The 14,462-nt window shown below is 68.5% G+C and carries 13 protein-coding genes and 1 pseudogene; 10 read left to right on the forward strand and 4 right to left on the reverse strand.

All coding sequences use genetic code 11. The annotated features are described in order from the left end of the window. From FHR84_RS08370 to FHR84_RS08385, 4 genes and pseudogenes are all read left to right on the forward strand, one after another. A pseudogene (locus tag FHR84_RS08370) lies at window positions 1-85 on the forward strand (IS5/IS1182 family transposase); the annotation flags it as partial. A gap of 22 nt (window positions 86-107) precedes the next feature. Then, window positions 108-1,103, forward strand: coding sequence for a deoxyribose-phosphate aldolase (gene deoC, locus FHR84_RS08375; RefSeq protein WP_179534938.1), 996 nt, complete (start codon window positions 108-110; stop codon window positions 1,101-1,103). After that, on the forward strand, window positions 1,100-2,548 hold the full coding sequence (locus tag FHR84_RS08380; RefSeq protein WP_179534939.1) for an aldehyde dehydrogenase family protein: 1,449 nt from the start codon (window positions 1,100-1,102) through the stop codon (window positions 2,546-2,548). The genes deoC and FHR84_RS08380 overlap by 4 nt, the downstream gene beginning before the upstream one ends. Continuing rightward, window positions 2,541-3,434: an aldehyde dehydrogenase family protein gene (locus FHR84_RS08385; RefSeq protein ID WP_179534940.1), complete on the forward strand. Its 894-nt coding sequence runs from the start codon at window positions 2,541-2,543 to the stop codon at window positions 3,432-3,434. Before FHR84_RS08380 ends, FHR84_RS08385 begins: the two co-directional genes overlap by 8 nt. A gap of 143 nt (window positions 3,435-3,577) precedes the next feature. Here FHR84_RS08385 and FHR84_RS08390 read toward each other — a convergent pair whose 3' ends face one another. After that, entirely contained in the window at window positions 3,578-4,159 is a 582-nt protein-coding gene (locus FHR84_RS08390) for an SMI1/KNR4 family protein (RefSeq protein WP_179534941.1), read from the reverse strand. Window positions 4,160-4,461: 302 nt separating this feature from the next. Between FHR84_RS08390 and FHR84_RS08395 the strand changes: the two genes are divergently transcribed. Both FHR84_RS08395 and FHR84_RS08400 read left to right on the forward strand, forming a co-directional pair. Next, a complete protein-coding gene (locus FHR84_RS08395; RefSeq protein ID WP_179534942.1) occupies window positions 4,462-5,706 on the forward strand; it encodes a primosomal protein in 1,245 nt (414 codons plus the stop codon). A gap of 813 nt (window positions 5,707-6,519) precedes the next feature. Further along, a complete protein-coding gene (locus tag FHR84_RS08400; RefSeq protein WP_343075201.1) occupies window positions 6,520-7,713 on the forward strand; it encodes a coiled-coil domain-containing protein in 1,194 nt (397 codons plus the stop codon). A gap of 268 nt (window positions 7,714-7,981) precedes the next feature. Here the strand turns inward: FHR84_RS08400 and FHR84_RS08405 are convergent, their stop codons facing one another. Both FHR84_RS08405 and FHR84_RS08410 read right to left on the reverse strand, forming a co-directional pair. Beyond that, window positions 7,982-9,301 carry a thymidine phosphorylase gene (locus FHR84_RS08405; RefSeq protein ID WP_179534943.1) on the reverse strand — a complete coding sequence of 440 codons (1,320 nt, stop codon included), beginning with the start codon at window positions 9,299-9,301 and terminating at the stop codon, window positions 7,982-7,984. Between the two features lie 146 nt (window positions 9,302-9,447). Beyond that, window positions 9,448-9,840, reverse strand: coding sequence for a cytidine deaminase (locus FHR84_RS08410; protein ID WP_179534944.1), 393 nt, complete (start codon window positions 9,838-9,840; stop codon window positions 9,448-9,450). A 627-nt stretch (window positions 9,841-10,467) separates the two neighbouring features. On the opposite strand from FHR84_RS08410, the gene sdhC reads away from it, so the two are divergent. Genes sdhC through FHR84_RS08430 form a run of 4 tightly spaced genes read left to right on the forward strand, consistent with a single transcriptional unit; the run spans window position 10,468 to window position 13,950 of the window. Beyond that, window positions 10,468-10,902: a succinate dehydrogenase, cytochrome b556 subunit gene (sdhC, locus tag FHR84_RS08415; protein ID WP_017976643.1), complete on the forward strand. Its 435-nt coding sequence runs from the start codon at window positions 10,468-10,470 to the stop codon at window positions 10,900-10,902. Window positions 10,903-10,909: 7 nt separating this feature from the next. Continuing rightward, window positions 10,910-11,329: a succinate dehydrogenase hydrophobic membrane anchor subunit gene (locus tag FHR84_RS08420; protein WP_017976644.1), complete on the forward strand. Its 420-nt coding sequence runs from the start codon at window positions 10,910-10,912 to the stop codon at window positions 11,327-11,329. A 39-nt stretch (window positions 11,330-11,368) separates the two neighbouring features. Continuing rightward, window positions 11,369-13,159 (forward strand): succinate dehydrogenase flavoprotein subunit, encoded by a 1,791-nt coding sequence (sdhA, locus tag FHR84_RS08425; protein ID WP_179534945.1) that lies wholly within the window; start codon window positions 11,369-11,371, stop codon window positions 13,157-13,159. Further along, a complete protein-coding gene (locus FHR84_RS08430; RefSeq protein WP_179534946.1) occupies window positions 13,159-13,950 on the forward strand; it encodes a succinate dehydrogenase iron-sulfur subunit in 792 nt (263 codons plus the stop codon). Before sdhA ends, FHR84_RS08430 begins: the two co-directional genes overlap by 1 nt. 221 nt (window positions 13,951-14,171) lie before the next feature. On the opposite strand, the gene FHR84_RS08435 is transcribed toward FHR84_RS08430, so the two are convergent. Beyond that, window positions 14,172-14,402 carry an SCO4848 family membrane protein gene (locus FHR84_RS08435; RefSeq protein WP_179534947.1) on the reverse strand — a complete coding sequence of 77 codons (231 nt, stop codon included), beginning with the start codon at window positions 14,400-14,402 and terminating at the stop codon, window positions 14,172-14,174. Between the last annotated feature and the right edge of the window lie 60 nt (window positions 14,403-14,462).

Here is a 14,462-nt window from a genome sequence, read left to right on the forward strand (position 1 = left end):
GTGGGAAACCCGCGACGACATGCACCAAGCCCTCCTCCAACTCGCCCACTGCATGATCCTCGCCCGCAAACACCCCGCATTCTGAAAGCACCCCTTAGACTGCGGACATGGCCGATTCGCCGTCACCAAGCCGAGCCAGGACAACGCCCGGCCCGGCCCGATTGCCTCCCGACCTCGCCGACGCGGCACGCGGTGGGGCCACCCTGGAGCGCTTTCTGCACGGACTTCCCGGCGTGGACCGTGTCGGGCTGGAGCAGCGCGCGGCTTCGCTGGCCACGCGCAGCGTCAAGAAGGACGCCAAGCTGCGTGCCGTGGACACCGCCATCGGCATGGTCGACCTCACGACTCTCGAAGGGGCCGACACCGCGGGAAAGGTGCGCGCCCTCGCGGCCAAGGCACGCAACCCCGATCCACAGCACGTGGGGGCTCCCCCCGTGGCCGCGCTGTGCGTGTACCCGGATCTCGTGGCGGACGCGGTCGCGGGGCTGGGGGACTCCGGCATCGGGGTCGCCTCGGTGGCCACCGCCTTCCCCTCCGGCCGGTCCACCCTGCGCGCCAAGCTGGCCGAGGTCGAGCTCGCCGTGGACTCGGGGGCCGACGAGGTCGACATGGTGATCGACAGGGCGGCGTTCCTCTCCGGGCGGTACGCGCAGGTCTTCGACGAGATCAGGGAGGTCAGGGCGGCCTGCGGCGCGGCCCATCTCAAAGTGATCCTGGAAACCGGGGAGCTCGGCACCTACGACAACGTGCGCCGGGCGAGCTGGCTGGCCCTGCTCGCCGGTGCCGACTTCGTCAAGACCTCCACGGGTAAGGTCGCCCCGGCCGCGACGCTGCCGGTCACCCACGTGCTGCTGCAGGCGGTACGGGACTGGCGTGAGCGCACCGGACAGCTGCGCGGGGTCAAACCAGCCGGTGGCATCCGCACCACGAAGGACGCGATCCGTTATCTCGTCGCGGTGCACGAGGTGGCCGGGCCCGAGTGGTTGAGCCCCCTGCTTTTCCGGTTCGGCGCGTCCGGCCTGCTCAACGACCTGTTGATGCAGCGAAGAACGCAACTCGACGGCCACTACAGTGGCCCCGACTACGTGGCGGTGGATCTGTGACGGAGCCGAGTTCTGACCCCTGGGGCTACGTTCCCGCCCTCGAATCCGCGGAACTGGCCCGGCTGCGGGACGAGTACCTGCTGTTCGTCGGTGGCTCGTTCTCCGACGGCTCGGGCGAGAGGACCACCGGCGTGAATCCGGCCACCACCGAACGACTCGCCGGAGTGCCGACGACCACCGAATCCGATGTGGACCGGGCCGTCGCCGCCGCGGAGGAGGCCTTCCGCGACCGCTGGAGCCGTCTGGCGGGCACCGAACGGGCCAAGTACCTGTTCCGCCTGGGCCGGTTGCTCCAGGAACGCACCCGCGAACTCGCGGTACTGGAAACCCTCGACAGCGGAAAACCGGTGAAGCAGGCCGGTGATTTCGACCTCCCCAACGCGGCCGCGTACTTCCTGTACTACGCGGGCTGGGCCGACAAACTGGACTACGCGGGTTTCGGTCCCGCCCCGGAACCGCTCGGCGTTTCCGGGCAGGTGCTCGCGTGGAACTTCCCGCTGCTGACGTTGGCCTGCCAGGTCGCTCCCGCGCTGGCCTGCGGGAACACCGTGGTGATCAAACCTGCCGAAACCACCCCGCTCAGCGCTCTGGTCTTCGCCGAGCTATGCGAGCAGGCGGGGCTCCCCGCGGGAGTGGTCAACGTGATCACCGGCGGAGCCGAGATCGGCGACAGGCTGCTCACCCATCCCGACGTGGCCAAACCGGTCTTCACCGGGTCCACCGAGGTCGGCAAGCGGATCCAGCACCGGCTGGCCGGAACGGGCAAGCGCCCCACGCTGGCGCTGGGTGGCAACGGCACGAACATCGTCTTCTCCGACGCGGCCCAGGAGCAGGCCGTTCAGGGCGTGGTCGACGGTGCTTTCTTCAACCAGGGCAACGTCTGCGGAGCGGGGTCGAGGCTCCTGGTCGAGGAGTCGATCGCCGCGGAATTCGTGGAGCGGGTGCGGGACCGGGTGCGCACCCTCCGGGTGGGAGATCCACTGGACCGCAACACCGATGTGGGAGCCCTCAACTCCGCGGCCGAGCTGGACCGGATCACCAGACTCGTCGAAGCGGGCGAGGCCGAGGGGGCCGAGAAGTGGACCAGCCCCTGTGCGCTGCCCGGACGTGGCTACTTCGTCGCCCCCACCGTCTTCTCCGGAGTGCAGCAGTCGATGCGCCTCGCCGGGGAGGAGATCTTCGGACCGGTACTCTCCGTGCTGACGTTCCGCACGCCGCAGGAGGCCGTCGGCAAGGCCGACAACACACCGTACGGCCTGACGGCCGGGGTGTGGACCGAGAAGGGCTCCCGCGCGCTGTGGACTGCACGTCAGCTGCGCACGGGTGTGGTCTGGGCGAACGCGTTCAACGGGTTCGATCCCACGGCCCCGTTCGGCGGTAACCGCGAATCGGGCTCCGCCCGCACGGGCGGACAAGCGGGTCTGGAGGCTTACCTCGATGTCTGAAGGCGAACAACCGGTGAGCGGACGGGAGCGGGTGACGGTGCCCAAAACCTACAAGCTCCACATCGGAGGGTCCTTTCCCAGGTCCGAGTCGGGCCGTGTCCGCACCGTCGAGGACGCCGGTGGCCGCTTCCTCGCGAACGCCGCCGTGGCCTCGCGCAAGGATCTGCGCGACGCCGTGGCCGCCGCGCGGAAGGGGTTCGAGACCTGGTCCGGGGCGACCGCGCGGAATCGTGGCCAGGTGCTGTTCCGCGTCGCCGAGATGCTGGAGGACAGGCGCGAGCAGTTCACCTCCCTGGTCTCGGACGCCGAGGGCCTCTCCCGCGAACAGGCGGCAGCCACTGTGGACACCGCTGTCGACCGGATCTTCTGGTACGCGGGCTGGACCGACAAGATCGGAACCGTGCTCGGCGGCGCGAACCAGGTGTCCGGTCCCTACACGTCTCATTCCGCGCCGGAACCTCTCGGCGTGGTCGGCGTGCTGGCTCCCCGGCACTCCTCGCTGCTGGGGCTGGTCAGCGTGCTCGCCCCGGTGATCGCGGTCGGCAACGGCGCGGTGGTCCTCGTCGACCGCGAACGACCGTTGCCCGCGGTGACGCTGTGCGAGGTGCTGGCCACCTCCGACGTGCCGGGCGGAGTCGTCAACGTGCTCACCGGGGACGCCGGGGAGCTGGCTCCGTGGCTGGCCTCGCACGCCGACGTGAACGCCCTGGACCCGACCGGAGCGCCGGAGTCGCTCCGCGCCGAGCTGGAGCGCAACGCCTCGGGAACGGCGAAGCGAGTGTTCGACGCCCCTGCCGCGGAGCCGGACTGGAACCGAGATCCCGGACTGCGTCGTATGCGCGCGTTCACCGGGCTGAAAACGGTGTGGCACCCCCTCGGGGCCTGATCCACGGCCCGCCCCCTGCTGCGCAGCGGGAACCGGCCCCGGCGCGGGGCCCCGGGCCACGCGCCGGGGAAGTTTCCGGGAAACCCTTCGGGGCGGCACCGCCGAAGCACACCACTCCGCCGACCGAGCCGCCGACTCGAACATCAACGGATCTGCCAGTCGAGCCTCCCGTCCTCGGTGACCACGGCGCGGCTGTACCCGGCCGAGGCTCCCTCCGTGAGCGCTCGGTGGACATCGGCGAGCAGCGTGGCGAGGTCGGGCCACACCGGTGGGCCGACCCGGGCGACTTCCTGCTCCCATTCCAGCACGCACCCCCGCAGCGGCCCCGGGCGCAGGTCGATCACCAGCTCGTCGGCGAAGCCGTCCCCCGCGATCGGGAGCCAGGCCGGGTGGAAGCTGTTCCCCGCCGACCCCGCGTAGTAGTCGCAGGCGGGACGTTCCCACTTGCCCGTCCAGGTCCTCCTGAACCCGGACCAGACCCGCCAAGCCCCCGCGGCGCTGTACGGTGTGTAGAACGGAGGGAACACGTCGATCAACGCGTCCGCCTCCGTTCCGCCGCAGCAGGACCACCATTCACGCAACTGCTTGGGCAGACTCAGCGCGAACTCGTCCTCGTAAGCGTCCAGATCCGGCGCCGGGACAGCCTGCTTCAGTTCGGCCGCCGTCGCCGGGGCGTGCTCGGCGAGCCAAATCGTGATCTTACTCCACAGCAGGGTGACATCCATTCGATTCATGATCGTCCGAACCGCCCCCGCATGGGTACCGCCAACCGTGACCGGTTGCCGGTCCGTTCGTCCGCTCCTCGACCGCGGAGCCGCCCGGCTGCCGTCACCACCGGGCTCGCGGAGGCCGGGTCCGGCCTGCGCGAACCCGATGGCCGCCTTCCACGGGTGGCACCGTCGAAGCGGCGCGACGGGCGAAGGTAGCGTAGTGCGGACCGCTTCGACACGGTGCGACACCGTACCGATGATCAATTCCCATCCCGTAAGCTTCGGCAGCGTCTGCTTCGGCGACCGGAGGTAGCAAGATGGCGCAGGACATCGTCCCGATCGAGCTCGGGCTGCCGCAGGGCGATCTGGTCACCCTCTGGGCTCCCCGATGGCGCGAGGAAGGCGAGGAGTGGGAAGCCTTCCTCGGCCACGACGAGAATCTGTACGCGTTCCCCGACCCCGCTCATCTCGCCGCGTTCGTCAGGTCCGGCGCGGACAACGACCTGGACGACCACCCCGCGTGGCACGTGGTGCCCGCTCTGTCCGCCGTGGACCTCAGTCCGGACGAGGACCACCAGTACGACCTGGTCGGGGTTCCCGAGCTCGTGGCCGAGCCACCGGACACCTGGACCATCAACGAGCTCTCGGAGATCGTCGAGATGGCACGCTCGCTGGCCGAGGTGTGCGAACTCGAGACCGTCACCGAGATCCTCCAGGCCGCCGAAGGGTTCGATCTGCTCGACGAGGGCACTCTCCCGTTCAGCGGCAAGGAGGGGCAGCGCCGCTGGAAGCGGATCTGCCAGGTCGTGGCCGAGCGGTGGGACGAGCTGCTCGACGCCATCGACGCCGTGGTGACCGCTCCCGACGTGGACTCCACCGCCGTGGCGACCGCCGAGAGCGAACTCGCCGAGGCACTGGAAGGCGACGACGAGACGTCCTCGGCCGAGAGCTCCGCGGGGACCTCCGAGGTTGACGAGGTCGACGGCACCGCGGAGGAAGAGGAGGAGCCCGGTTTCTGGCGGGAGATCGGCATAGACCCGATCCGGATCATCACCGGTGGCTCGGACTACTACTCGCTGCGTTGCTACCTCGACGACGAGCCGGTCTTCCTGGGTTCGGACGGAAGTATCGACGTCTGCACCTCTCCGCGTGCGCTGGCGCGCTACCTGGCGGAGGACAAGGTCGACAACTCCGACCTCGCACGCGTGGCCACCTGGTCCCGGGTCAAGAGCAAGGCCACCGCGGGAGAGCTGCAGGTGGAGGTCGAACCGGACAACACCTATCTCCTGGACGGGCTGGACAACGATCTCGCCGAGGGGCCTTCCGAGGTGGATCCGACCCAGCTCGACCTGGCGGAGGAGCTGCTCTACGACGCCGCGAGCTGGGCCGGTGACGAGAGCGTGGACGCGGCGTTGCATCCCTCGGAACGTCTCGGCTGGATGGTCTCCTTCGTGCTGCGTCCGGACCCGAACCGGCTGCCTCCCACCCCGCCGTTCGACGACGAGGTCGCCAAGTGGCGTGAGCTCGTGGAGGGGTTCGAAGCCCGTTTGCGCGTCCACTGACTCGAGGGGTCGGCGGCTCGGTTTGCTCGGGTGGTCCTGTGGCGGAACCTCGGTCGGGGTCTCGCCGCGGGGTCCTCGACATCGAGCGGGCACCTGCGCCACGTCGGGGCTGTCCTCGCGAGCCCCTTGACCGAGACCCCGCGGCGGTGCCGACCCCGTGGGTGGGTGTTTCGGCGCTGCCGCGCCGAGGGCCCCGGCGGCGCCGACCGCGCAGGCGGTGTTTCGACCGTCTTCGGCACGAAGCGTTTCTCGATTTTTATTCACGCAGTGTTCTGTTCGAAAGCCCTTTTCCGGGGCTTCGAATCACCTCTTCCGACGAGTTCCCGGCGCACCGCGAAGCGCCCGAACAGGGAAAAAGCTCCTTCCTGCTCGCCCGCACCCACCACACCGGAACCGCGATATCGGTTTCGCACCGTCGCGATCTGGATCACGTACCGGCAAGAGCCCCTCCCCCGAGTGATCGAGAACTAGTACCGTGGGTGGTGTGTGGCTCGCATCCGAAGGCGTGCACGGGGACGGACGTCCGCCGGACACCGACGAAAGCCCCCCGTTCGGGTCAAGAACACGCTCGCCACGCACCCGGACCGTTCGCCGGGTCCCCTTGCCATCGAACGCGGCCGGTCCGGACACTTCGGGAAACTTTTCGGGAGCACCAGTGTTGATCAGCGAAAAGGCACAATCCGCTCCCCCGAAAAGCGGAACGACGACTACCGCATTCGTGAAAAATGCCGGGGGGTGTCTGCCGAAGAGGCGGCCCACTCGCTACGCTCCACTAGTCCTCTCCCGCCCCCTCGACGAAGGACGACCTTTGCCGTGAACGAGAACAACCAAGACACGGTGTCGTTCGACCGTATGCGGAACATGCTGACACGGGCCGCGGAGATCCGCGAAAGCGAACAGCAGCAGATCTTCGACGCTCTCGACGAGATCAACGCCCGGATGTCGCCGCTGGAGTCCCTCGGCTCCGTACGCAAACGGCTGTCCGAGCTGCCCGATCGCACCGAAGTCAGCGTGCTCGCCGAACGACTCGACGAGGCATTATCCAAACTGGAGTCCCAGGAAAACGCGATCGCCGGGCTCAACACCCAGGTCGAAGGACTCGCCGACAAATTATCCAAGCCGTTCGCACAGCTGGACGGCAGGCTCGACGGGATGGCGGGCCGTTTCGACGGTGTCACGGGCCGGATGGACGGCTTGGAGGACAAGCTCACGCACGTCCACCAGCGACTCGAGGAACTGGGCCAACATCTGGACAAACAGGACACTCGTCTGGACGAGGTCCCCGGTTCGGTCCAGGAACCGCTGCGGGAACGTCTCGAGCAGATGGAGACCAGCCTGCGCGGCCGGTTCGCCGAGATCGACGAGGGCGTGCACGAACATCTCGACGGCACCAGGGAATCGTTGCAGCGCTCGGTGACCGAGGCGGCCCAGGAGGTCCGCAACGGCATCGGGGAGAACCTCTCCGAGAGCTCCGAGAAGATCAACGGCAAGTTGGACTCGCTCGCCGAGCGTCCCGCGGTGGACCCCACCGAACGGTTGCAGCAGCTCGCCGACCGGCTCGAATCGCTGGCGGGCCGCCTGGACGAGGTCTCCGGCCGGATCGACTCGGTCGAGGAGAACGTCAACAACCGGATCGACTCGGTGGAGAGCGGAGTCACCGAACGGATCGGCGACGTCGGCAGCACGCTGGGCAACGACCTGTCGCAGCTGCAGGGCACCCTCGCCGAACGCCCCGACGCGGAATCGCTGGACTCGCTGGTCCGCAATGCCAACGAGGAGAGCGAGCGCAAGCACGCCGGGCAGCTCGACGAGGCCATGGCCACCTTCGCCGAACTGATCCTCGGTGGTGGAGCAGCTCCCACGAACAACAGCAACTCCGCGGTCTCCCCGCCGACCACGCTGCCACGCCAGCAGCGCCGTGGGCGCTCCAAGAGCGCCAAACGGGAAGCGGACAAGCAGAACGGCGCCGAGGACTCGGACGACGACTACACGGCCGACACGGCCTGACCGATGTTCTCAGTCCGGGTTGTCGTGGGTGACTTCTCGGCGGGGGAGCCTCTCGTCGGCTCGTGAGCGGGCCGGATCGGGCAGCGCCGCACCTTGTCGTCACGTGCGGGACGGAATCCCGCCGGAACGGGACCGGCGGGACCACTCCTCGTGGGGTGTTTTCCGCCCCGGTCGTCGTAGGTGCTCGCCGAGCGGCCCCTCCCGTCGTCTCGTGAGCGGGCGGCCCGGCATCGGTTGGCCGCCCACGCGTACCCGGTCGACTCCCGGCTCACGAGCCGTTCCGCGCATCGTCGTGCCGGGCGCCCGGGCGGCGCTCGAGCACCACCGGGTCGGGCTCCACCGGCCCATCGGTGATCTCGTGAGCGCCCTCCAGGGCGGCCAGCGCGTGCTCGAAGCTCTCCGGGGTGTCGGTGTGCAGCTCCAGCAGCGGCTGGCCGGACTCCACCCGTTCGCCGGGTTTGACCAGACAGCGCACCCCGGCCCCGTGCTGCACCTCGTCCTCCTTGCGGGTGCGCCCCGCCCCCAGGCGGGAAGCAGCCACCCCCACGGCATAGGCGTCCAGCACGGCCAGTCTCCCCGTGGCCGGAGCGGGAACCGTGCGCACGTGGGCGGCCTCCGGCAACTCCGCGTCCGGGTCCCCGCCCTGAGCCCGCACGATGTCCTTCCACCGGGAATGAGCCCGTCCGGAACTCAGCACCTCCTCCGGATCCACCCCGGTCAGTCCACAGTGGTCGATCATCTCGCGGGCCAGCGCGATCGTCAGCTCGGTGACGTCCGGTGGGCCCTGCCCGCGCAGCACCCGCACGGCCTCGGCTACTTCGAGGGCATTTCCCACGTTCTCCCCGAGCGGGGTCGACATGGAGGTCAGCAACGCGCTGGTCCGCAACCCGGTGGCCGTTCCGATCGAGATCAGGGTGTCGGCCAGCAGCGCGGCCTCCCCGCGTTCCTTCATGAAGGCGCCCGAACCGCACTTGACGTCGAGCACCAGTGAGCCGGTGCCCTCCGCCTTCTTCTTGCTCATTATCGAGCTCGCGATCAGCGGTATCGACTCCACGGTCCCGGTCACGTCCCGCAACGCGTACAGCTTGCGGTCGGCGGGCGCGATGCGCTCGCTGGCCGCGCAGACGACGGCCCCCACCTCGTCGAGATTGCGGCGCAGCTCCGCGGCCGACAGTCGAGCGCGCCAGCCCGGCAGGGACTCCAGCTTGTCGAGCGTCCCGCCGGTGTGGCCGAGCCCGCGCCCGGACAGCTGGGGCACGGCCGCTCCGCACGCGGCCACCAGCGGGGTCAACGCCAGAGTGATCTTGTCGCCGACCCCTCCCGTCGAGTGCTTGTCCACCGTCGGGCGTTCCAGACCGGTGAGGTCCACGACCTCACCCGAGTCGACCATCGCCCTCGTCCAGTCCGCCGTCTCCCGCTCGTCCAGCCCCCGGAGCAGAACGGCCATCGCCAGGGCCGACATCTGCTCCTCGGCCACCTCGCCCCGGGTGTAGCCCCCGAGAACCCAGGAGATCTGCTCTTCGGAAAGCCTGTGCCCGTCTCGTTTGGCGCGAATGACCTCGACGGCGGTGTGGGCGATGTGCTGCATCCGACTGCTCCGTTGGACTCCTCGGGGCTGTGCACCACCGGCTCGGTGAGCCGGGGCACCAACCACTACCCGATGTCGGCCCCCGGCGCGAGAGCCCGCGGGAGGTCTCGCTCCGGCTCCCCGGGCGACCGGGTCGGCGAACTCCCTCAGGAGGGCATGCCGAAAGCGTGCGGCAGCAGTTGCCCCATGGGGAGGACGTCCTCCGGGGTGTCCACCAGGCACTCCGGCCCGCCCAGCTCGTGGAGAAGCTGCCGGCACCTGCCGCAGGGCATCACCAGGTTCCCCCTCCCGTCCCGGCAGGAGACGGCGACCAGACTCCCGCCGCCTGTCATGCGGAGCTCTCCCACCAGAGTGCACTCGGCGCACAGCGTCAAACCGTAGGAAGCGTTCTCCACGTTGCACCCGACGATCACCCGGCCGTCCGTACAGCGCGCCGCTGCCCCCACCGCGAGACCGGAGTAGGGGCAGTACGCGTGTTCGGCCGCGAAAGTCGCCGCGGCGCGCAACGCGGGCCAATCGATCGAGCTCTCATCAGCCACGTGTTCCTCACCTCCGCGTTCGCTCGGAGAAGCCCTCGAGGTGGCCGCTCACCGGAGCGGTCGCCCCGCGCTCGGCCCGGTCCGCCGCAGCGGACGCCTGCCGGTCCGGCATCCCCGCCCCCGGGTTGCCCGCAGCGCCTTCGGCGCACACCGACGGCCCCGGAGCAGGGCGGGCACCGCACCGCGGAGCCGTTCGCTCCGCCCCTCGATCGGGTGTCATTCACCGCGCCCGGAATCGTTCCGCCCCCGCTCGCGCTCCGCATCTTCCACAGGAGTGAAATATGTCAACTTCCACCAACGACCGGGCTGCACACGGGCACGATCCCGTGCGCGGCTACGACAATGGTGATACGGATCTCGGAAGAACGGGATTGACGAGCGCGGAACGGAGCTCGCTCCCCCCGTTTTCGGGCATCTACATCGATCAACCCGCCCCGTGTGGTTGTCTGCTCGATCACAGCGGGCACATGCGAGTAGGACAGGCGAACAGCGCGGGTCTAGCATCCCATGGGTCAAGGGTCCGTTCGGGTAATCGGCACGGGCGTGGACGCTGCGACCACGGGCCGATCCGCGCACAGCCGCCGGGACGGATCCAGAGTCCACCAGCGACGTTGGAGGCCTTCCGTCATGGCCAGCACAACCGCCACCGCGGCGGAGGGGCAACCGCGCGAGAGCAGGCCTCGCGCGAAGGGCACCCTCTACCGCGGCGACCTGGGCATGTGGTCGTGGGTCGCCCACCGGATCACGGGCGTGCTCACCTTCTTCTTCCTGTTCGTACACGTACTGGACACCGCGCTGGTGCGGGTCTCGCCGAACGCGTACGACACCGTGATCAACACTTACAAACACCCGCTGATGATCGTGTTCGAGCTCGGCCTGCTCGCAGCGGTGCTCTTCCACGCCTTCAACGGGATCCGCGTCATGCTCGTCGACTTCTGGGCCGAGGGGCCGAGGTTTCAACGGCCGATGCTGTGGACCGTTCTGGTGCTCTGGCTGGTGCTGATCATCCCGGCCGCCATCAGCATGATCACTCGTGCCGTCACGGAAATGTTCGGGGGCTAGTACCACCATGACCACGACAGAAGCACCACTTTCCGTCGACAAGCCGCGTTCCTCGGCACGTCCGGCCGCCCGCCGCAGCAACTTCGAGCTCTACAGCTGGATCTTCATGCGGCTGTCCGGCGTCGTGCTGCTGTTCCTCGTCCTCGGGCACATGCTGATCATGCTGTTCCTGGAGGGCGGGGTGCACCGCATCGACTTCGCCTTCGTGGCAGGCCGCTGGGCCTCCCCGTTCTGGCAGGTCTGGGACCTGCTGATGCTGTGGCTGGCTGGTCTGCACGGCGGCAACGGACTGCGTACGGTCATCAACGACTACTCGCGTTCTGACCATACCCGCTTCTGGCTGAAGATGCTGCTGTACTGCTCGATCGTGCTGACCGTGGTGTTGGGGACGTACGTGCTGTTCACCTTCGACCCGAACATCAGCTGACGGCGCCCGGACAGCAGGCGACGAGCCAAGGAGACCACCATGCAATTCCACAAGTACGACGTGGTCGTCGTCGGTGCGGGTGGCGCAGGAATGCGCGCCGCGATCGAGTCCGGCCAACGTGCCCGTACCGCCGTGCTGACCAAGCTCTACCCGACCAGGTCGCACACCGGTGCCGCCCAGGGCGGGATGTGCGCCGCCCTGGCCAACGTCGAGGAAGACAACTGGGAGTGGCACACCTTCGACACCATCAAGGGTGGTGACTACCTGGTCGACCAGGACGCCGCCGAGGTCATGGCCAAGGAGGCCATCGACGCGGTGCTCGACCTGGAGAAGATGGGGCTGCCGTTCAACCGCACCCCCGAGGGGCGCATCGACCAGCGTCGTTTCGGCGGGCACACCAGGGACCACGGCAAGTCCCCCGTGCGCAGGTCCTGCTACGCGGCCGACCGCACCGGCCACATGATCCTGCAGACCCTCTACCAGAACTGCATCAAGCACGGCGTCGAGTTCTTCAACGAGTTCTACGTCCTCGACGTCAACATGACCACGGACGCCGACGGCAGCCAGCGGTGCACCGGCGCGGTCGCCTACGAGCTCGCCACCGGCGAGATCCACGTCTTCCAGGCCAAGTCCGTGATCTTCGCGACCGGCGGTTTCGGCAAGGTCTTCAAGACCACGTCGAACGCGCACACCCTGACCGGCGACGGTCTGGGCATCATCTACCGCAAGGGCCTGCCGCTGGAGGACATGGAGTTCTACCAGTTCCACCCGACGGGGCTCGCGGGACTGGGGATCCTGATCTCCGAGGCCGTGCGCGGCGAGGGCGGCATCCTCCGCAACGCGGACGGCGAACGTTTCATGGAGCGCTACGCCCCCACCATCAAGGACCTCGCCCCGCGGGACATCGTGGCCAGGTCCATGGCCTTGGAGGTGCTGGAAGGGCGCGGTGCCGGGCCGAACAAGGACCACGTACTGCTGGACGTCACCCACCTCGGTGAGGAGGTGCTGGAGAGCAAGCTCCCCGACATCACGGAGTTCTCCCGCACCTACCTCGGGGTGGAGCCCCTGAACGAACCGGTCCCGGTCTACCCGACGGCCCACTACGCGATGGGCGGCGTTCCCACCAACGTGGAAGCCGAGGTCCTCGCCGACAACGAGAACGTCGTTCCCGGGCTGTACGCCGCGGGCGAGGTCGCCTGCGTCTCGGTGCACGGCTCCAACCGGTTGGGGACCAATTCCCTGCTGGACATCAACGTGTTCGGGAGGCGCGCGGGAATCGCGGCCGCCGAGTACGCCAACCGCAACGAGTTCCTCGAGCTCCCCGAAGAGCCCGCCCAACTGGTCGAGGGAATGGTCAACCACCTGCGCACCGCGGAGGGCGGCGAGCGCGTCGCCACCATCCGCACGGCGCTGCAGGAGACGATGGACGCCAACGCCTCGGTGTACCGCACCGAGGAGACCCTCAAGCAGGCGCTGTCGGACGTGCAGCTGCTCAAGGAGCGGTACGGCCGGGTGGCGGTGCACGACAAGGGCAAGCGCTACAACCACGATCTTCTGGAAGCCGTCGAGCTGGGCTTCCTGCTCGATCTGGCCGAAGCTCTGGTCAACTCCGCGTTGGCCCGCAAGGAATCACGTGGTGGACACGCGCGCGAGGACTACACGACGCGCGACGACACCAACTTCATGCGGCACAGCATGCAGTACAAGCAGTTGCCCGACGAAGAGGACCCGAACGCACCGCTCGGGCTGACCGGCTTCCGCTCGGACATTCGCCTGGACTACAAGCCCGTCACCGTGACCCGGTACCAGCCGATGGAGCGTAAGTACTGATGACCGCCCCCACAACGAACGCGAACAGCGAGACCGCCGACCTCCCCTCGGACGCCCCCCCGATCCCGGAGGGCGCCACGATGGTCACGGTCAAGATCGAGCGGTACAACCCCGAGGTCGACGACGACCTGCACTGGGAGTCCTACCGGATTCCGGCGCTGCCGAGCGACCGCGTGCTCAACCTGCTGCACTACATCAAGTGGTACATCGACGGGACGCTGACCTTCCGGCGTTCCTGCGCCCACGGCGTATGCGGTTCGGACGCCATGCGGATCAACGGCGTCAACCGGCTGGCCTGCAAGGTCCTCATGAAGGACATGTTCGCCAAGAAGGGCGAGACCAGCATCACCGTGGAGCCGATCAAGGGGCTCCCGGTGGAGAAGGACCTGTTGGTCGACATGGAGCCGTTCTTCGAGGCCTACAAGGCGATCAAGCCCTACATGGTCACGACCGGCAACGATCCGACGCGCGAGCGGTTCCAGTCGGTCGCCGAGCGGGAACGCTTCGACGACACGACCAAGTGCATCCTGTGCGCGGCGTGCACCACCTCGTGCCCGGTGTACTGGTCCGAGGGCTCCTACTTCGGTCCCGCGGCGATCGTCAACGCCCACAGGTTCATCTTCGACAGCAGGGACGAGGCCGCCGAGGAGCGCCTGGACATCCTCAACGACATCGACGGGGTGTGGCGCTGCCGAACCACTTTCAACTGCACCGACGCCTGTCCGCGTGGCATCCAGGTGACCAAGGCGATCCAGGAGGTCAAACGGGCCCTGATGTTCCGCAGGCGCTGATCGGAACCTTTCCGCCCGGGGCGTCGCAGGCGGCCCCGCGCGGAATCCCCGCGAGGGGGGTTCCGCGCGGGGCCGCTCCTCCCGGGAACCGCTCCCGGGGTGCGGACTCGCTCGGAACCGGCTCCCCGCGTCACGCGTCCCCGGAGAGGATCACGCGGTCGGGCGCCGCCCGAGGTTCCGCCGAGTGAGCGCCTGCGCGGACCGAGCCGGCCAGAGTCCGGTCAATTGCGCGCCGCCGCTCGATAGCCGCGCCACCCGAGCACACCGATGATCGTGCCCAGTACGAGCGAGACGGTCGCGATCACCAGGTGCACCCACAGGAAAGGCGTCGGTGTCCCTCCCGACCAGGAGTCCTCGCTGGCGAGGATGTTCTTGAAGAAGGTCGGCCACAGCACCCACGACCAGACCCCGAAGGCGAGCAGGAAAAGCCCCATACCACGTGAGATACGCACTCCCCCAGTATCGTGCTGTGCCCTCGGCCACAGCACCGTGGGGCCCGCTCGGCGGATTCG

Source organism: Actinopolyspora biskrensis, assembly GCF_013408175.1.
Taxonomy (GTDB): Bacteria; Actinomycetota; Actinomycetes; order Mycobacteriales; family Pseudonocardiaceae; genus Actinopolyspora; species Actinopolyspora biskrensis.